Source organism: Lysobacter antibioticus (assembly GCF_001442535.1).
GTDB classification, from domain to species: domain Bacteria; phylum Pseudomonadota; class Gammaproteobacteria; order Xanthomonadales; family Xanthomonadaceae; genus Lysobacter; species Lysobacter antibioticus.
In genome coordinates, this window is record NZ_CP013141.1 from 4,053,077 (window position 1) to 4,071,460 (window position 18,384).

Consider the following 18,384-nt stretch of genomic DNA (forward strand, 5'->3'; position numbering starts at 1 on the left):
CTAGGCTGCTGCACCAACCCATTTCTCTCCGGAAATTCCTTGCAGTTGACTCCTCGCTGCTCACGACAGGCTCTTACTAGTAAGCGAATGCTCAGAAAGAAGTCCAGGTGCGAACACGGTCAGCGCCTCAGAACGAGGCGCGAATTTACGCAGAAGATATGCGGTCAGGACTATGTTGGTGGACATATTGAATATTAATCTGAGGACCAATTGTGAATCTATTGGCCATGATTTTGCTGCCAGTTGCTCTCGTAATTCCCACCACATCGCATGCGAACGGTGACTGCGATAAGCCAATTGATGGGGTTCAGATCATCTACAGTGGGGTGGATGCTGATCGGGCTCGTGATTGGGGCTATGTATATGGAAAGTACGTGCTGATCAACGGTTCAAAGAAGACCTTGCGATTCGCCACGTATAAGGGTGAGCGAGAGCCGGTTAAGTTGTACCCACTCGTTTTCACAATTGAAAAGCAGACAGTCGACGGGTGGAGCGACGACGTGACGGTTATCGATCACCCGGAGGCCGCAACTGCAACAGTTACAGTTCCTCCGGGTGATCGGCTGACATTCCTAGGTCAGAGTAGACCCGCCGGGCCGGATACCTATCGCGCCAAGATTCGGCAGATGCGCGGCTGCTGGCTGCCTTCAGAACCATTTCAGGTTTCGAATGCCACCGAATCTAGCGGGCCTCACTAGGCGGTCTCTCTGGAATTGTCCGATTGACGCTAAGAGGGCGCTTCAGCGCCCTCTTAGTTCTTGTCTACGGATCGGTAAAGAAGCCTATGCCATCTAGGGATAGCCAACCGAGTACGCCGGCACCCGGTTGCGATACCAGCACCTCGCCATTTGTTTTCACGTCGACACGTGCCTGAGCGCTCGAATCGCTCACGGCCGTATAGATCTGCTGCGCGGGCGGGCGGAAACCTGCCGGAAGCACGAAGATGACGGTTCCGCCAGCACCGGCCTTCACGAGCCCTCGCAACTGGACCCGGCCTCCATCGCGTCGGTAGCCGGCTGACGCGAAGACGTCGCCGTAGTTCGTCCACGGCGCATTGAGCGTTGGCGCCTGCCATGCGCCCTTACGGAGATCGGCAATCGCTGCCGCGCTCGTACTTCGCGTTTGCCCGCCCTGCACGACGGGTACAAGCTCGGCGCCGGTCAGCGCGCTGGCTGCAGGAAGTTGGGAGAGTTTCTGATTCGCCATATTTACTCGATGAGCAGGTAGTCGCCCGCCTCCGAGACCAGTTCATCGCCGGTCTCCGTGCGCAGCAATCCATTCTTGAAATCGAAGGTGTGAGTTGCCCTTTGCCAGCTCGTCAGACTGTCGCGGATCGATCCGACTTCGGCACGCAGCCGGAAGGCGCCCTTGAGGGGCGCGGCATAGCTGGTACCGGCCATCGCCATCGGGCTGTCCAGTACGCTCCCGGCGATGTCGTCAAGCAGCCGCAATACGTAGGTGGCTCCCGCCTCCGGGCCAATCGATCCTTGCCCGTGATCGACCAATTGGTCCGCTTGAAGCTTTCGGTCGCGGTGGACCCAGGACACCACCAGGTCGCCGTCGATCGACGGCGGATAGCGCAGACCGTTGAGCTTCAGGTCGCCGGGTGGATATGGCCGCGCCTGCCGCTGGGCCAGCTTGCCCGTGTCCACCGGCGCCAGCGCGGGATCGAGCTGCGCGCTGGAGGTCCGCGTCAGCAGTTTCGCTTGCACGGTTTCGCCGACGCTGTAGTCGGTCGGATCATTGGCTGCGAAATCATCGTAGAACCAAATGCGCGCACCGGCCGCGTGTGACACGGGCACCGTATCAGCGCACCCCCGCGCCAACGTGGCGGACTGCGCTTGCGGGTCGATGGCGACGACGCGGACGATCTCGTCCTCGACCAACGCGGCCGTGCCGGCCGTGATCTGATCCAGCCCTCGACCCGCGGCCAGTTGCATCGCCACCGTGGTGGCGGTCATTGCCTCGGCCAGCACAGCGGTCGGACACCAATCGCCGACGCCGGCCTCGCTGAACTCGCCGCTGCCGACACGGGTCGTCAGCACGTAGTTCAGCGCCAGGCCGCCCGCCTGTTCGGCCACCGCCAGAACGGCACCGGCATCAACCGGGACAGCCGCCAACTCCGTGGCATTGAGCATGCTGGCCAGGTCGCGGTAGCTGGCCTCGATCAACCGCCGATTCGGCGACGGCTGCGGGATGCGGTCCGGCGGCATCCAGACCGGAGGTTGCGGCTCCAAATAGGCCGTCGTAGGCAAGCCGAACACGTCTTGCACTGCGGCGACTGTAATCGCCCCCTCGGCCAGCTTGCCGTCGTCAAACGTCCCGACCCGCAAGACCAGGTTGTCCAGGCCGCGAAACGGCTCGCGAACACGGAAGACGCCGCCGGGCGCCAGGAGGCCGCCGCGGCGGTCGAAGCGCAGCTTCAACCGTTTGAGCCCGGAACAGGCAACGGTCAGGTCTCGCATGCCGACCCGCCCTGCCAGCTCTGCGGTCGGCAGGCCCTTATAGTCCGTCGTGCTGGAAGCCACGCCGCCGGCGGCTTGGATACCGGCCAAGTCCTCGACCCGGATCTGTCGCTCTTCGTCCTTGATCGGGTCGTACCACGTCACGATCAGTTGGTTGATCGCACCGTCTTGCGCCGCGCCCTCGTCCTCCTCGATAGCCAGCAGGCCCGACTCATAGTCGAACACTGGTAGGTCTTCGATCCGGTAGTCATCGCGCAGCAGCTTCAGCGTCAGCCTACCGGTCGAGCGATCCGTGTACTGAGCGGCACCGACATGGTCGATCACGACCTGCATGAAGTCGGCGATCGGCGATTGTCGGTTCCAGCGCAGGCACAACCCAAACCCTTCGGCGTGCAGCGTGTCGGCGGCGGCGCGATAGCTGGGTTCATCCAGCACGCCCCGGTCCAGGCCTCGGCCCCAATCGCGGTTGGTCAAACACTCGACCAGGATGTGCGCAGGATTCATCGCCCGGATAGCGCCGTTGGCGAGCCAGATCACCGCCTTCTCGGGATACCAGGGTGCGCCGTCCCATCCCGCCAGCGCGCGGCGCACGCGCATCTTCCAGGGCTTCGGGTACGGATTGTTGGCCGCGATCTGGCCGTCGAAGTATTGGGTGGTGACGTTGCGGAAGGCCGGCGTCGGGACGCCGTGCAGTGCGCCCAACGCAGGCAAGACCGCCTGGGCCGCTTCGCCCATTAGCACGTCCAACCACCCCTTGATTCCGCCTTCCCCCTTGTCGCCGCCGAACAGGTCAGGCTTGTTGATGAAGAAACGACTCGTTTTCGTGACCGAGCCTTTCCAGGCTTCGCGGTCGCCGACCCGGATCTCGACTAGCTCGTCCAGCGGGCCACGCGACAGGCCCATATGCAGTCCGAACAGATAGCGATGCCCGACCGTCTGCTTCTTACTGCTGCCCACGCTCGGCCTCCGCGCGCGCGAACGCGACCAGGTGCAACCCCAATGCGTCGCCGGTCGCTTCGATGGTCTCGGCGTCGATGCCGTTGCGTAGGAATGCGTTCCAGTCCAGGCCGTAGTAGGCAAACCACTCGCGTCCGCCCCGCGCACAGAAGCCCGGGCGGGGCCCAAAGCCCGGCGCGCGGCGTAGGTGATCGAGGGTCACGATCACTTCTTGCCGCCCTTTTGTTTGATCGGCTGGGTCCGGTACTGGCCGACGCCGAGCACCATCCAGTCCGGCGTCCACACATCGCCGAACACCACCGACTGCGGCGTGCCCTCGGTGCTTTGAGGGAACTGGAAGTCGCCGAACGCAGCGGGTTTGGGCTGCGGCGGTTTCGGCCGTGCGGCTGCCGAGACGAAGTAGCTGCTGACCCAGATCGCAAGCTGGACCCAGATGTTCATGAGGAGATTCCGCGAATCAGAAGAGGGGCGTGCCGTCGAACGGCGATTTACCGGGCAGGCCGGGTACGCCGCCGTAGTTGGGGGCGTTGTTGAACTTGCTATGGCAAATCGACATCGATCGGCCGCAGCCGGCATAGGCGACGACGGCCTGGCCGATACGCAGACCGTCACCCGCTCCGAGGAGGACCAAACGCTCGCCGACATGCGTACGGATGCCCCGCCGCTCCAAACCGGCCTCGCCCAGATCCCACGCCAGAAAGCCGCCGGCGAACCAGCCGTCCGGGTACTGACTGAAGATGCCGGCCGTAACGACGTTGCCGGCGAGCGTGGTCAGCGAGGCCGGAACGCGATGAGCCTCAGGGTTAACCCGGCAATTGCGGTCGTAGAGCGTGTACGGGCAACCGCGCGTCCAGGCCAGACGCAGGCCAGGCTGCCCGAGCGCGGCATCAAGCGATTGGCACCGGACCTCGGTGCTTTCCAGCGACGGCCGGTTAACGCCCGCTACGCGGCCCATCCAGACCACGCGCGCATCGCCATCACCTTCGTGGACATCGCGGACGACAACGGCGACCTCGCTCGAAGGCGGCAGCCCGCGATAGAGACGGGCGACTTCAAAGTCGCCTGGCGCGGTGATCGTCAGCATGTCGCTGGCCGCATGCCCCGACTGGCGAATTCCATCATCCCGAACGGCGATGGCCCGATAGGTTTGGGTATCCAGCGCGAAGTCGCGATCGCCACCGGTGTAGCGCCAGCGCCGAGCGCCGCGCACGAACTCGTAAAGCCGCCGCGGGTTGCCCGCGGCAGTCGATCGTTCCAACTGTTCAAAGCTCATGCCGGGGCGGGGCCGCTGTCGTCGCTATCGGGGTCGCGCACAGCGCGAAGGACTAGGGAGGCGTCGGCGGCGCCGTCGCTGTCGGTGTGGTGCTCGATTTCGGCCTCGTCGCTGTCGCCGCGGCTGAGCACCAGGAAGCTGATGCGTTGGACCGCTTGTGGACGAATGTCCACACCGATCGCGGTATCGATCGTCAGTCGCTCGATCTCGTCGTCCAGGGCCACCGCTGCGGTGATCCGGCGGTGGATGGCTTGGCCGTTTCGCAACTCGATCCGCAAGTCGCGTCGGCCAGGTCGCAAGCCGGCGAACCGCGCCAGCCCTACGTTCGCCACATCGAGCGCCGTGGCCGTGCCGGCGACGTTAGCGACCAGGACCAGGTCGTCGGCATGCGTTGGCCGCCAGACCGCACACTGGCGCCCGCGCAGGGTGTACAGCCAGGAGCGGACCGCCGACCGCTCGGCGCGACCGTGCATGCGCCAATGGTGGGCCTGCGAAACCGCCGCCCAGTCGGCCGGGTCCATCACGAAGGGTCGGCCGAAATCGTTGTCCAGCGTCAATAGCACCCGCTGCCAGCCATTCGACAGGGCCTCGGTTTCATCCGGCCGCTGCGCCAACACGGGGTGTCCGCGATACATCGGCGCGTCCGCCACGGTCGGCCAGTCACAGGACTCGACGATGTCGAAGCGGGCGCTGATTGCCGCGGCTTGATCGGACAGCCGCGTCACCTTCGGCAGTTCGGCCAGTCGCGCTGTCCGCACCGGATACAGCCGAGTGCCGCGCGGCCACGCCTTCGTCGTCGGATGCCGCAGCGTGATCGAGATGGCGCCGATGGCCTCGACTTCGGCCACTTCGACCTCGAAGGCGGTCTTGCCGCACAACTGCACCAGGCCGCCCACACGGAAGTCGCGATGCGCTGGGTCGCAGGCAATGACCCGCACACCGAGTGCATGCTCGTTGGCCAGCCACTGCACATCGGGCCAGATCGGCAGCGCCCAGGTCCGTCCGCCCCAGCCGAATACGGCGAGGTCCAGCAGTACCCGTTCGCGGCCGTCCACGATCATCCTGGCCTCGAACGAACGGCGCGGCGCGGAACGTAAGCCGCGGCGCTGCTCGACCTGGGTCGGACTGGTCAGAATGTCGGTCTTCCACGCCAGCCGTTCGAGCACGCCGCGCGACCAATCCGGCGCAAACGCCCAGGCGACGATCCGTTGGCCGGTGATGACGACTGGGATCGCGCCGAACCCGGCGAACTGAAAGGAAAGCGTTGCGGCAATGACCGGAGGGCCATCAGTGCCGACTGCGATTTGCCAGGTCCGCTCCGACAGCGGAGCGAACGGTAGCGGCGTTGCGCCGGGGGCCGTGAGTACGATGCCTTCACCGGCCACCAGCGCGGCATCCGTCAGCGTCAGGGCTCGGGCGCGGTAGGCGTTCCAGACGCGCACAGCGCGCTGCTGGACGCTGCTGACGTTGCCCAGGTTGAGCACTCGCGGCTCGACGTGGATGCGGTCGAAGAAGTCTTCGCCGAACATCGCCTGCAGCGCGCCACGACGTTGGTCCGCGACGTGCTGAGGCACAGCCACAGAGCGTGCACCGAAGCGCGGCTCCGAGCCGAGCGCGCCACCGGCGCGACCGTCCCAGACCGGCGGCGAGGTGAAGTAGTCGCCCTGACCGCTGAAGGTCAGCGGCCACAGGGCGGTCCACGGCATAGGGCTCGGCTCAGTCGGTGATGCGGTAGGCGTAGCCGTAGATGCCGCTGTTGGGGGTGCCGGCCGGTCCGTTCTTGCGATGGACCGGAAACAGCTTCCATCGGTCGCTGCCCAGTGTCAGCTCCTCGCCCGGGGCGTAGCTGTCCAAGCGGATGAAACGCAGATCCGGCGGATGGCCGACATCCGAGAACAATCCCGCCCCACGCGGCACCGCGCACCACAGCGGTTGACCCGGCGCCCGGCCGGTAAGCGTGCTGTGTCCCAGATCCTTGAGTAGGTTGATCGGCGCAGCTCGACCGCGCCATCCGCACAGCAGTCGGCGTGTATCCGTGTCCGAATCGGAAACGGAATGCCAACGTGACGCAACGCCGTCGTAGTCGGCGCGCACACGGGTGACCGGCGAGACGAAGTTGTACCAGGCATCGTCAAACGCCACGGCATGGCGTTGATCGTCCGGACTGTTGATGTGGTTAGCGTCGTAGAACCACTGACTGCCGTAGACGTACTGGCCGGTATGAACGGCTCCCGCCGTGACCAAGCGCCCGGTGCCAAAGTGCTTGAACGTGCCAGCTTGTGTTTCCAGCACGATGTGCAGGTACGGCTGAGGCGCGACCTGGCTGAAGAAGTGGACGGCGCTGTACGGCCCCTGGGCGTAGTTGGTCCAGGCAATCGCGCTGGCTTCGTTCTGTACGTCGGCATTAGCGTTGGCGACGTAACCGGTGTGGCCGAAGGCCCCTACGAACGGCGGCGGCCGATTGCCGTCCCCGCCGGTCAGCTCGGTCAGGAACGTTGCATACAGCGGACCTGCATGCAGGCTCAGCGCCCTCCCAGTCTTGGTCGTGCGATCACGCAGCCCATCGATGGCCCAGCCGTTGCCTTGGGCAAACAGGCGCAGCTTGTCGAGCAGCTCGTTAGGATCGTTTGCTGCGGAGGTCGCGTACGCCATCAGTCCAGCTTCAAGGCAAAGTAGTTGTCGGGTGAGATGCGAAACGCGTTCTGGAACGCCATCCAGGCCGAACCGTCCTGGTCGATGCGGGACTCAGACGCGGTACTGAAGCCCGTGGTCCAGCCGCAGCCGTCGAACTCGCCCAGCGAATGCCGCGGATTGGAGCTGCCCAGGATCAGGGGAAGCACCGGCGAGGAACCGTCGAGGTTCTCGCGCAAGTACGCGCGATCGCCCGAGGTGGACATCGCGCTCGGGTAGACCTTGCCCGGCGTTTCGCTGTCGCCGTATTCATTCGCTCCGGAGGCGTAGCGGTTGGCGTGTATACGCCAAACGTTGTCCGGATAGTTCACCACCAAGCCATATCGACCGGGATCAAAGAAGCTGCGGAAGTTGGCATCGGTCGCATCCGGCGTCAGCGTCTCAGTGGACCCGCACGCACCGATCGCGAGTGGGTACTCGTGAATCGACGGCGGCTCGTAGGCGTTGACGAAGCCCAGGTAAGCGCTGACGTAGACCGTGCCGATTCGGGCGACGATGGCGACGCGCTGGCCGTTGATGGCCAGCCAGTAGGTAAATGGGCCGTTGCGGAGCGGCAAGCAGCGCAGCCCGCTGACGTTGATCTGGGTACGCAGGCTGCGCAGCGGGTTGTGAGAGCGGAAACCGTACCAATTGAGGTTGTAGGCAGCACGAGCGGCATCTTCGTACAGCTCGGCGCCGATGTAGATCGCCTTCTGCCCGTCCAGGCCCGGCGCCTGCACGATCCACTGCGCCCGGTCCTCCAGCTCGAAGTCGGCATTGAGATCGGTGTGGAAGCTGACGTCGTTCACTTCCAGCGGATCACCCCCCGCTGCCGCGGTGATCATCACCCTCCAGAACCGTGCAGACGGTGCCGCGCTTGTAATCGGGTACGTGCGCCGCATCTTGGCGGTCGGCCACGTCTGCCCCGACCAGGCTTGCACGGACGCCCAAGTCGCGCCGTCATCGGAGCGTTGCAGCGCGAACGCGGCCGGGCCGCGCGCGCCGCTGTCGCCGATACCGAGTGTCATCGCCTTGACGGAAGCCGGTCCGATCATTTCGATCGTCGCGTGTGCCGGCAGATCCGCGACCGGACGCGTAGCTGTGGTGTCCATGCGGTTGTCGAAGACGGCGGTCGGATTGACGAAGTTCGTAGTCCGTGTGTTGGTGCTACGACAACCATAGCGTCGCACCAACGTCCAAGCCGGCGAGGTGTTCAGGGTGAAGCGGTCGCCCGCGACAAATGGGACGGAACCCGGGTTGATCCGGAATCGTAGCCGGTCCGTTTCAAAGGGTTGGCCGACCCGCGCGGTGCCGAGATCGCCCGCGGCGGTGCCGATCACTTGGAAGCGCTCGGTGTCGAGCGCGGTGACGTTGAAGGCTTCGGCGACCGACGCCGCTCCGCCGCGGTAGCCACCGGTTGTACCGTCCAGGCCAGTCAGCGAGCCGTTGCCCACTCCGGTGTACAGCAAACCCCAGGCGTGACCCTCGCTACACAGTGCGGCCTCAAGCTGATTGAGGAAATTGAAGTAGTCGGTCGCAATACCGGTACGAAGTGTCATCTGATCACGCAAAGAAGAATGCGACCGGCCCGAGGAGCCGATCGCATTGGGTAAGTAGGAGTTGCACTAACAGTGCAGAGCGAGCTGTGCAAAAAGAACGCCGCTCTCTGGAGCGGCGTCAAAGTTCGTTACACAGCTCCGAGTAAGAGCGGGGGAGCTTGCTGTGGGACAAGCCCCTCCCGCAGACGGACGTGCCGAGGGCCTCTGGGGAGAGTGTCCGTCTTCAGAATCAGTTTTATCGTTCCGGCCAGTGTGCTTTCAAGCAGGCGTAAATGTGCTTGATGAATATGTTCAACGAAGCCAAAGACAAAAATGAAAACGCGATCGGCGTGTGCTCCGATCGCGTGGGGTTGAACCTCCTGGGGAAGCAGCAACCTTCCGCCCAGGCTATCAATCGCCTGAAGAAAGAGAAATGTGGTTCAGTCGGCACGCTTGGCCACAGGCCACTGGCGGATTCACTCGACAGCTGAGTCGAGCGTAAACATCCAACAAAAGGGAGGGGGCGCGCAGCGACGCGCCCCTCCCCAGTCGGACAGCCTCGTAGGCCCTTAACGGAGGGTGGGGACCGTCTGCCCGAGTGCAATGCTGCTCCGGAATTTGCGCCGAAAACTCGACCGAGACCCGGAGAAACGAAGTCGCAGCCTAAAAAGCGGAGGCGGCTTGTTCACGGAGACAAGCCGCCTCCTCAGGCGATGCGCTCTAGGGGAAGAAGCACGTCGGCCTTGACCCCTATTTATCATGAAAATTGCGACGTTCATCACGTTCAATAGAGGTCCTGACGAACGGTCGGCGCATTCGCTCGAATGGTCGAGAGGATGATCTGGCGACCGGCCTGGGTGCTCATGACGTTCACGATCTCGCGGGGGTCGAGGTAGAGCACGTTGGTGATCTGCGATCGCCCGCCTTCGCTGTCCGCCGAACGCCCGGGTCGTTCGGCAATGGGACCGCGTGCCGGTGCTGACGTGTGGGGCGCTGGACTGACGAATCCGCCAGTGGCGTACCCGCGCAGCCCGTCAAGCGCGGCCATACCAAGCCGGTTGAACCGTTCCAGGAAGGACCGCGCACCAGGCTGTCGCACGACTTCGCGTCGGTGGACGAACTCGCCGCGGTGAACGACCCCGGCCGGTGAGTACTTCGGGCCGATGCCGGTGAAGCCGCCACTCGAGTATCCCGTTATCGACTTGGTCGCTTTGGCCGCCAACATCGTCGTCGCTGCGGCCTGCATCGCGATCGCGGCCTTCATCACCACCGCACCCGCTGCACCGAGCGCGACCGAGGCCCCGGTGATCGGCACGGCGTAGGCGGCGCCGGCCGCGGCGGCCTGCACCGGATCGGGCTGCGCGAGATCCGGGGTGTTCTTGCCGCCGGCCAGTTTGCCGACAACCGACATCAGCTTGGCAGTCGCCATCGCCGCCAGCTGCTGCGCCGCTAACTGCGCCAACGACTTCGCCATGTCCTGCACCAGGCCGGTCAGGGCTTGCCGCAGGGTCAGCGTACCGGTCGCCAAACCTTCGAGCGCATTGCTGAGTCCCGACTCGAAGCCGCTGGTCAGGGTGACCACCAGTTCGTTCGATTGGACTTTGAGCGCAGCCACTTGCGCCGTCAGATCCTTAACCCGCTCGATCGACTCGGGTGAGCCGGTTCGGGCTGCGGCGGCGTCCAGCAGCGGTAGGAGTTGGCCGACCTCGGCGGCGGTGCGCGCATGCAGGTCCACCAGCTCGCGCCGAGCGCCTAGCTCGCTCAGCAATCCGGCTTGCTGGCGCGTTTGAATCGACTGTTCCTGTCTCGATTGTTCTCCGAAAACCCGATCTACCTGACTTTGGAGATCTTCGAGTTCGGCCTTGGCTACGTCCGTATCGATGCGCAACCTGATCTTCAGTTCGTCGGCGCTGTTTCCTTTCGCACGTAGGTCCGCCAGGGCTTGCTTGTACTCCTCGTTGAGTTCGGCACGTCGGGCCGCAGCCCCCTGCCCACGGTTGCGCATGAGGGAGATCTCGGCATCCTTCACCGTGCGCGCTAACGTGTCGTCGCTCTTTTGCTCCTGCGCCTTCAGCTTCGCCTGCTCGGCGGCATCGCGCTTTTGTTGAGCCGCAAGTGCCTTTTGGTGCCGTGCCGCGTCTCGCTCGCCGCGGATTCTGGCTCTGCCAGCATCGACTGCCGACTGAGCCGCTTGTCGCTCGCGAACCTGCTCGTCGATCGCCTCGCGCGTGTTCTTGGGCAATTGCGCTGCGTCCTTGAGTCCTGCCGCCTTTACGGCTTGATACTCCAGTGCAGCCCGCAGGCCCTTCTCGCGCTCGATGCGCTCAATCTTGAGCTTCTCGTTTTGCTCGCCCAGCGCCTTAGTGAAGTCGGCCGTCTGCTGGGTGACTTGCTGTTGTGTCCGGCCACCCTTGGCCTGAGCGCTCCGCAGGTCGGTCAACGATTGGCGAACATCCTCAAACTCCTTGTTCGTTCGTGCCAGTTGGGTCCGAACACGTTTGAGTTCACCGTCCAGGTCGTCCCCGAACAAGAACCGGCCGGCGCTCTGCCCGCCGTTGGTCTGCGAACCGCCCCAGCCGGCCTTGATCCATTCCAGGTCCGAGAGCTCTTTCTGCAACTGCTCGCGCTGGGCGATCAAGCGCTTGCCAACATCTACACCGCTGTCGATGTCCTGCTGGTCGCGGAAGCGCTGCGCCGCTTTGATCGTCCCCTCGAACTCGATTCGGGCCGCTTTCGCGTTCTCGCTCGCCGTCGCGAAGGCGAGCGCCAGCAAGGTCACGCCGGTAATGGCCAGGCCCAACGGCCCACCCATCAAGGTCAGCACCGATGACAGGCCTCGAACCGCCAAGGCTTTGGCGCCCACTGCCGCGGTGGCCGCCTGAGTGGCAGCGGCGGTGCGCGTCTGCGCTGCTGCCAAGGCCGCCTCGGCGGCGGTCGCCCGCGTCGTGCCGGCGCCGGCAGTGGCCAATGCACGGACGCGGGCCAGCTCGGCCTGCGCTGCGGTCTCGGCAGCGCGCGCCTGGGCCAATTCCTCCAAAGCGAGCTGCCGGGCCTCGCGCATGGCCTTGACCTTGGCCGTGCCGGCCTGGATCAGGTTCGCTATCAGGCGACCCAACGCAGCCACTACGACAATACCGGCCATGTTGGCCAGGCCCTCGAAGTTCTGGGACAACCCTCGGATCGACTGGGCCACGGCCGTTGAGGTGCCCACCGCCTGATCGCGCTGACCGATGAATCGCGTAAATGCATTGTCGAGCTGGATCATGCTCCGCTCGATGGTCAACGGCAGCTGCGAGAACTCGGCCGCGATCTTCTGCGCCTGCTCACCGGAGAAAGCGATGCGCAACTGCTCGCTGGTGAGCTTGCCCGCCTCGGCCAGCTTGCGCAGCTGCCCGACCGACACGCCCATGCTGTCGGCCAACGCCTTCATCAGGCGCGGCGCCGCATCGTTGACCGAATTGAACTCGTCGCCGCGCAAGGTGCCGGAGGCGAACGCTTGACTGAGCTGCAGGATCGTCGACGCGGTTTCTGCGCCCGTGGCACCCGAGACCGCCAAGGCCTTGTTGATCGTTTCGGTCAGGCCGAGCACTTCGCGCTGCGACGTCCCCTGCTCCTTCAGGGCCGCATTCAAACGACCGAACAGCGACGCGGTCGAGTCGAGCGCTGTCGACGTTCGTTGTGCGATTGCGAAGACTGCATATTCGGCTTGGTTGAAACCCGCCTGCGAGTTGGTGGCGAGCCTGATCTTTGCCGTCAGGTTGGCATAGCTGTCGGCGGCGCGGACCAAACCGCCGATCGCTTCACCGGCTTGCTGCAAGCCTACGATTGCGACCAGCTGCGTTCTCGCCTGGCTCAGTTGTCGGGCGATCGCCTCAACGCTCAGTCGCGAGTGGTCGAATCCGTCCTTCGCCCGGCGTCCGGCACGCTCGGCATCGGCGCCGAAGACGCGCGCGCGCATTCCGGCTTGCTCCAGGACCTGATTAAGCTGTGCGGCGTTGGCCTTGATCAGCAGCGTGATAGTGGTGTTGCGGTTAGCCATCAAGAGTTCGCGCACAGGAAAGCGCTCCGGTCGCGTCGGCGACCAGAGCACGAGAGGCAGGGATTGAATGAACGCGGTGAGCGTCAAAAATTGTTGCTGCCGCCTCGACTACGTCTCAGCGGAACAACAAAACGACAGCGACTTACCAGTAGCGCGGGTTTGGACGTCCAACCCTACTTGGTGTCGGCGACCGCAGCCGATTCAACGAGAATGCGCTGCGCTTGAGCACCCGCCGCTTTCGCACTGGCATCGACAAGGTTCGGCGGCGTCGGCACCTCACAGCCGGCGCAGAACAACAGGCCGAACATAACGAGTACCGCAGCGATTCTGTGAAGTTTCATGGCAAAGCCCCTATGGATTGGCGGATAAGTGCGGCCGTGTGTCTTTGGCCGCTCCCCAATCTAGCCCGCGTCGACCCAGGCTCCGGTGCCGTTGCGCTAGAGATTGATGCCTTTCACAGATTCGGGCGATAGTCTCCGAGCCGCAGGGGGCTGAGAGGAAGTGTCCACCACGGCACTATGGGCAGTGACTCGATTTCGCCCATTCATCTTGCTTTGGTAGAGCGCAGCATCTGCCCGATTCAGCAAATCGGTCAGGGTATCGCCCGCCTGCAGATCCGCGACCCCCATGCTGAGGGTGACGGGCAACTGGAGTCCCTGCATCGACATGGGATGTAGGGTCACGGCCATGCGCAAACTTTCGGCGACCTCGACGGCCGCGCGTTGATCTTGGCCATACAGCACCACGAGCATCTCGTCGCCACCATAGCGCGCGATCAAATGCTCCGCGCGGAGCCAGTTTCGTGCGCGCATCGCCACGATACGGATGGCGTCATCCCCGACCACGTGACCGTAGCGGTCATTGATCTCTTTGAAACGATCAATGTCGATGAAGATGACGGCCAGTGGCTGTCGATAGCGAACAGCGCGCTTCATCTGCTCCAGAAGCATGACTTCAACCGCGTCGCGCGTGATGACGCCCGTCAGTCTGTCGAACGTCCATCGTTGCTGCGCGGCGTCGCGGTCTTTTCGCAGCTGACGAAGGCGGTCGGTCAATCCAAGAAACAGACCGAAGCCGCTAAAAGCGAGACCGGCAGGTAAAGACGATTCGATCCAATCGGTCATGGGCCACCAAGCTTGATAGCCCCCCACGACCGCGACCAGAATGGCCATCACTGGCGCCCAAGCGATGAGCAAGTACAACGCTTCGCGTTGGTGCCGCCGCAGTGCTCGAAGTCCAGCAATGGCGACTATGCTGAAAGCCGCGAGCATTACAGTGTTGCCGAAGTAAGCGCTAATCGGCCAGACCTGAATCACCGAAATCAATAGCAGTCCGCCCAGGAGGGCGCTGCAGACATTTAATGCACGTGCGATACGAGGTTGATGTTGGGATAGACCGAGGAAGAAGGCGATGAACCGGATTCCCGTCAGCACGGCGGCTGTACTGATCACGATGCCCGCCCTTCGATCAGCCGCCATCTCGGCAAGCCAGGGCCACTGAGCAATTTCGCCGCCGTCGATCATTAGCTTGCTCAGCTGAGCCGCCAAAGTCAGGCCCAAGTAGACATAGCCGCGCTCGCTCAACGCTATGAAGTAGCCAAACGCCAGCACCGATATCAGCGCCAGGGCTACCAACACAGACGTCCGGTAGCGGACATGAGCAAGCTCCGCTTCGTATACATCTGCCAACGGAACGATCGAAAGAACGGACGGTGTTCGGGTTTTCGAGGTCACCCTGAGGTACAGGACATCCCCGGCCTGGAGATCTGGCTCCAGGCCGAAAACATGAAAGCGCGTGGATCGAGCTCCCCGACTTTGGGGATCGTGCGAGGCACGTCGAAACGGCGCCGAGGCTCCAGGCTGCCAAAGCTCGATAGTCTTGCGGCTCGGGTGGGTGAAAACCAACTGGGGCAGTTCCGTGTCCGCGACCGAACGCAGCAAGGTCACCCGCCACCACCGTGGGGCTCCAGTCGGATTGACCAGTTCGGCTGTGCCGACCGAACGAAAATCGCTGTCACGGGCACCGGCAACGATTTGCTCCGGTGGTAAAGCGCTGGACGCATCCAAGCGTTCCAAGCGGAAGTCTGCCGCCCAGCCGCCTGTCGCGAATGTCCACAGCGCTACCAGCGCTAGCACCCGACCAATTTGCCTTCGGAATCCTTCCATCCACAGCCCTCCAGGCCTAACCCAGAATACCGAGGGCGCCGGTAAGCGGACGGTGAGGCGGGTCACGGTTCTTCGCTGAAAACCCCCTCCTTAAACCACAGCGAGAGACTCAAAGTCAGAAACGATCCCGAGAGTGTGCCGCACGGTAATGTGCTTTCTCCTCGGCCTATTTGCGGCGCGCGTAAAATCCTCGCCCTAACAGCTAGGTTCGGTTCCGATAGACTCCCCGGATTCGATACAGCGTTCAAGGACGACAAAATCTCATGAGCATAGATACGCCGGGGCCTTCCAATGAAACCGAACGACGTGTGATCAAAGGGTTTCTTGGGTTAAGTCTGCTCGCCTTCATCGTGTGCCTGGTGTTGCCGGCATATACGGTGGGGTCGGCCAGCAGCGAGATGCATAGCGGCCTTTCCTACGAGAAACTGCTCATGGGGTTCCTCGGCCCGCTCATCGGTGTCTTTGAGTGGTATGCCAATCCAGCTTTGCTGCTTTCTTGGCTGCTGCTCTGGAAGAAGCATTTTATCGCTGGAGCAATTTTTGCAGCGGTCGCATTGGTTACCGGCGGCGCCTTCCTATTTCGCCACGAGATAATCATCAACGAGGCTGGTCACTCCGGCACGATTCTCTCCAAAGATGTCGGCTACTGGCTCTGGATCGCGAGCATGGCGATTGCGCTTATTGGAAATGCGACGTGCTCCTTCCGCGCCCGCATGAATCCAACTTGATCCTCAATCTCATCATTCTGATCGTAACGGTAGATTCGCAGCGGATTTCCATTTGCAGAGGCGACGACCGGCCTCGTTGTGAGCCAGGATTTGCCGTGCTGTCGCATCACTCAGGACGTCTTGCTTCGAGATATAGATGGGGCGTGTCCACTCACACCCTGAAGTGCTCGACTCAATCACGCGACCATTCGTCGCGCAGCCGAGCGGCGGCAGAGTCAGCAGCAGCATCGCCCACCGGCACCGCGTCGGCGGAAGGTAATTGCAGGACAAGGGTATCGACCTCGGATCGAGTTTCGGAATGCTCGACGACGCGCTCGGCGTTCAAAGCCCGTTGTTCGCCGACGACGATCTGTTCTCGAGCCGACTTACGAGCGCGCTCGGCACCGCGCCAGCGTCCCCAACCAAAGGCCACCAGCACCGCGGTGCAGACAGCAATTAGGGCGATGCCCCAGGCTTGAAGGCGGGCGATCATGCCAATTGCCCGCCGGCCCGCTGGTATACGACCAGCAGCGATTCCAGGGGCAACTCGCGCTGGCCATAGCCGGCGTCGGGCAACGAGGCCCAGGTCTTGCGCGACTTTCGCACGGCCGAGCTGATCCAGCCCTTCTTGATGTCGGCCAGCGAACCGTTCTCGCGCAGCAGTTCGATGGCGGCGCGGTCCTGCGATGCAGGACCGAAGTCCGGCAGCTTCAATTCGTTGCGCAGGCTGTTCCAGGTGCGCCACAGGAACTGGTAGCGACCAGCCGCCGTCGAATGGATTCGGTACTTCGGCAACCACACCAGTCGGCGCGGATGCTCCGAGTAGCTGGTGAAGCGCCCCCCGCCCACCACTACGTCATAGCCACCGTGTTCACTGAACCGCTCAACTCCCTCGGCGTGGGCGATCATGTCGAGGAACGCGACGACATTCATGCCGCCGGCCGCTTCAGCCGAGAGGCGTGCCATCGGAACCTCGCTGCTGGAACAGGCGGCCGATCAGGCCGGTGATGAGAAGGAAGGCGGTCACGCTGGCCGCCACCCACAGCGGCACCTGCGCACGCAGGTCGTCGGGCAACGAGAGCCAGGTCGCCTGGACGGCCAATGCGAGCGACATCGCCTGCACGCTCAGAAAGCGCCAGGCACAGCGCCAGTTATCGATCAGTTTCATGGAGTCTCTCGAAGTTGTTTCAGAAAGCGGGCCACATCGCGCCCGCCGTTAAAGCCAGCATTCGTGTCTTCGATGCGGTCGGCCCGCGCGTTTCGCTCCCGCTCGGCGGCGGCGCGATAGAACAGGGACAGTTGTCGCGCAGTGGCGCGCTCGATCCACGACCAGTCGTGGCCGTGATCGATCAGGGTGGCGAGGACAAGGGGCCAGTCGCCCCCGGGGCGGCGTGCCGCAGCTCCAGCGCCGCGATCACGCGCTGCAGAAAAAAATCGGCGTTCACCGCCCAAAACGTCAGCAGCAGCAAGTCCCCCTGCGCGGCGTTGAGCGAATGCACGAATTCGACCGATTGGTCGCTGACCTGTGCAAGCAATCTAATCGTGGCGTCCGGATGCTGGGCGCAGACCCGGTGCAGACGGCCCAGGTCGATGTTGCCGTCGTCGGTTCGCTCGACCAGGTCGGCGACGAGCGCGGCAATCTCGCTGTGCAGCCGCAAGCTCTCGAAGAACCCCAATTCGCGGACGGTCACGGTGCGTTCTCCGAGCGGCAGCACGCGGTTGGGCTGCAACACGGTCAGGTCATCGGCCGATAGCGCTTCGGGGCGTTTGATCCTGCGTGCCATTACGCCCTCACCATCTCGATCCGACCGAATCCGCCTAGGTTCGGATCGAGCGCGCGGGTTTCGTCGAACAGGGCTGCACCCGACAGTTGCAGGCTCCCCCACTCCTCGGAGATCAGGTCCAGTTGCTCGATGGGATTGAACGCGACGCGATAGAGCGTCACCTTCGCCCGGCGGCCATTAACCGTGTTGATGCCATCCAGAAACAGCATCCGCTCCGGCGGTGGGGTGTTGAACAGGGCGATGTTGACCGTCTCGCCGTGCTGATACGTAGCCTTGAATGGCTGCGTATGGCCATCGACCTTGCGCAGGCCAATCAGTCCCGACGACGCCGATTCGGTCCACCAGTTAGCCGGAGGAATTGTGACCGGGGGCGTGGCGCTGTCGGTCAACGACAGTTCGCTGATCCAGCCGCGGTCGAGGGCGATCACGTCGTTGGCCTTCAGACCGGGCGGCAGTAGCTCGTTGCTAATCGCGCCCGCCGGCAAGGTCGCCGGAATGGAGTACAGGCCTTCGGCCAGGTTCTCTGGGGTGGCCTCGTCCAGGGTCAGGTTGACGTTGGCGGTCTTGCTCTGGACCAGGCGGCCGTACAGCATGCGATTGCCGCTGAACGACTCGGTCTTGTCGGAGTTCTGCACCTCCAGCGCGAGCTGGAGCTGGGGTGCGTTGCCGACCCACCTCAGCGGGCCGGGCTTGCCGTTGGTGTGGCGTTGGGCAAGGTAGACCTTGCCCTGAAAGGAAAACAGATCCTGCGCGGCCATCGGGTCGCGTGCTCCTATATATAGTGTC

Annotated in this window: 19 protein-coding genes; 3 read left to right on the forward strand and 16 right to left on the reverse strand. The window is 63.5% G+C overall.

What is annotated here, in order from left to right:
- Positions 1-212 precede the first annotated feature (212 nt).
- Complete coding sequence (locus GLA29479_RS24700) at positions 213-698, forward strand: hypothetical protein (RefSeq protein ID WP_144436563.1); 486 nt, start codon at positions 213-215, stop codon at positions 696-698.
- Positions 699-762: 64 nt separating this feature from the next.
- Here GLA29479_RS24700 and GLA29479_RS16385 read toward each other — a convergent pair whose 3' ends face one another.
- From GLA29479_RS16385 to GLA29479_RS16420, 8 genes are read right to left on the reverse strand one after another with little or no spacing between them, the layout of a single operon-like run.
- The gene (locus tag GLA29479_RS16385; RefSeq protein ID WP_057972217.1) at positions 763-1,206 is read right to left on the reverse strand and encodes a hypothetical protein; all 444 of its coding nucleotides are present in this window, start codon (positions 1,204-1,206) and stop codon (positions 763-765) included.
- A 2-nt stretch (positions 1,207-1,208) separates the two neighbouring features.
- The gene (locus tag GLA29479_RS16390; RefSeq protein ID WP_082638753.1) at positions 1,209-3,422 is read right to left on the reverse strand and encodes a phage tail protein; all 2,214 of its coding nucleotides are present in this window, start codon (positions 3,420-3,422) and stop codon (positions 1,209-1,211) included.
- A complete protein-coding gene (locus GLA29479_RS16395; protein ID WP_343123767.1) occupies positions 3,409-3,624 on the reverse strand; it encodes a hypothetical protein in 216 nt (71 codons plus the stop codon). Before GLA29479_RS16395 ends, GLA29479_RS16390 begins: the two co-directional genes overlap by 14 nt.
- A 2-nt stretch (positions 3,625-3,626) precedes the next feature.
- Positions 3,627-3,863 (reverse strand): hypothetical protein, encoded by a 237-nt coding sequence (locus GLA29479_RS16400; protein ID WP_057972218.1) that lies wholly within the window; start codon positions 3,861-3,863, stop codon positions 3,627-3,629.
- 16 nt (positions 3,864-3,879) lie between these two features.
- Positions 3,880-4,695, reverse strand: a complete 816-nt coding sequence (locus GLA29479_RS16405) for a phage BR0599 family protein (protein WP_057972219.1) — start codon at positions 4,693-4,695, stop codon at positions 3,880-3,882.
- A complete protein-coding gene (locus GLA29479_RS16410; RefSeq protein WP_057972220.1) occupies positions 4,692-6,401 on the reverse strand; it encodes a hypothetical protein in 1,710 nt (569 codons plus the stop codon). The genes GLA29479_RS16405 and GLA29479_RS16410 overlap by 4 nt, the downstream gene beginning before the upstream one ends.
- A gap of 10 nt (positions 6,402-6,411) precedes the next feature.
- Positions 6,412-7,347: a hypothetical protein gene (locus GLA29479_RS16415; protein ID WP_057972221.1), complete on the reverse strand. Its 936-nt coding sequence runs from the start codon at positions 7,345-7,347 to the stop codon at positions 6,412-6,414.
- Positions 7,347-8,924, reverse strand: coding sequence for a hypothetical protein (locus GLA29479_RS16420; RefSeq protein WP_144436564.1), 1,578 nt, complete (start codon positions 8,922-8,924; stop codon positions 7,347-7,349). Before GLA29479_RS16420 ends, GLA29479_RS16415 begins: the two co-directional genes overlap by 1 nt.
- 281 nt (positions 8,925-9,205) lie before the next feature.
- Here GLA29479_RS16420 and GLA29479_RS24705 point away from each other — a divergent pair, with 281 nt between their 5' ends.
- Positions 9,206-9,394 carry a hypothetical protein gene (locus tag GLA29479_RS24705; protein ID WP_144436565.1) on the forward strand — a complete coding sequence of 63 codons (189 nt, stop codon included), beginning with the start codon at positions 9,206-9,208 and terminating at the stop codon, positions 9,392-9,394.
- A 293-nt stretch (positions 9,395-9,687) separates the two neighbouring features.
- On the opposite strand, the gene GLA29479_RS16425 is transcribed toward GLA29479_RS24705, so the two are convergent.
- From GLA29479_RS16425 to GLA29479_RS16430, 3 genes are all read right to left on the reverse strand, one after another.
- Entirely contained in the window at positions 9,688-13,029 is a 3,342-nt protein-coding gene (locus tag GLA29479_RS16425) for a tape measure protein (RefSeq protein WP_057972223.1), read from the reverse strand.
- 86 nt (positions 13,030-13,115) lie between these two features.
- Entirely contained in the window at positions 13,116-13,283 is a 168-nt protein-coding gene (locus GLA29479_RS25395; protein ID WP_169795683.1) for a hypothetical protein, read from the reverse strand.
- Positions 13,284-13,379: 96 nt separating this feature from the next.
- Positions 13,380-15,107 carry a GGDEF domain-containing protein gene (locus tag GLA29479_RS16430; RefSeq protein WP_082638754.1) on the reverse strand — a complete coding sequence of 576 codons (1,728 nt, stop codon included), beginning with the start codon at positions 15,105-15,107 and terminating at the stop codon, positions 13,380-13,382.
- Positions 15,108-15,370: 263 nt separating this feature from the next.
- On the opposite strand from GLA29479_RS16430, the gene GLA29479_RS16435 reads away from it, so the two are divergent.
- The gene (locus GLA29479_RS16435; RefSeq protein WP_144436566.1) at positions 15,371-15,835 is read left to right on the forward strand and encodes a hypothetical protein; all 465 of its coding nucleotides are present in this window, start codon (positions 15,371-15,373) and stop codon (positions 15,833-15,835) included.
- A 172-nt stretch (positions 15,836-16,007) separates the two neighbouring features.
- On the opposite strand, the gene GLA29479_RS24710 is transcribed toward GLA29479_RS16435, so the two are convergent.
- The 5 genes from GLA29479_RS24710 to GLA29479_RS16460 all read right to left on the reverse strand — a co-directional run bounded on the left by GLA29479_RS24710 (position 16,008) and on the right by GLA29479_RS16460 (position 18,356).
- Positions 16,008-16,307: a hypothetical protein gene (locus GLA29479_RS24710; RefSeq protein WP_144436567.1), complete on the reverse strand. Its 300-nt coding sequence runs from the start codon at positions 16,305-16,307 to the stop codon at positions 16,008-16,010.
- On the reverse strand, positions 16,304-16,780 hold the full coding sequence (locus tag GLA29479_RS16445) for a glycoside hydrolase family 24 protein (protein ID WP_057972227.1): 477 nt from the start codon (positions 16,778-16,780) through the stop codon (positions 16,304-16,306). The genes GLA29479_RS24710 and GLA29479_RS16445 overlap by 4 nt, the downstream gene beginning before the upstream one ends.
- Positions 16,761-16,982, reverse strand: coding sequence for a DUF7940 domain-containing protein (locus GLA29479_RS16450; RefSeq protein WP_057972228.1), 222 nt, complete (start codon positions 16,980-16,982; stop codon positions 16,761-16,763). The genes GLA29479_RS16445 and GLA29479_RS16450 overlap by 20 nt, the downstream gene beginning before the upstream one ends.
- Positions 16,983-17,163: 181 nt before the next feature.
- Positions 17,164-17,598 (reverse strand): DUF6631 family protein, encoded by a 435-nt coding sequence (locus GLA29479_RS16455; protein WP_057972229.1) that lies wholly within the window; start codon positions 17,596-17,598, stop codon positions 17,164-17,166.
- On the reverse strand, positions 17,598-18,356 hold the full coding sequence (locus GLA29479_RS16460) for a phage tail tube protein (RefSeq protein WP_057972230.1): 759 nt from the start codon (positions 18,354-18,356) through the stop codon (positions 17,598-17,600). The genes GLA29479_RS16455 and GLA29479_RS16460 overlap by 1 nt, the downstream gene beginning before the upstream one ends.
- Positions 18,357-18,384 lie beyond the last annotated feature (28 nt).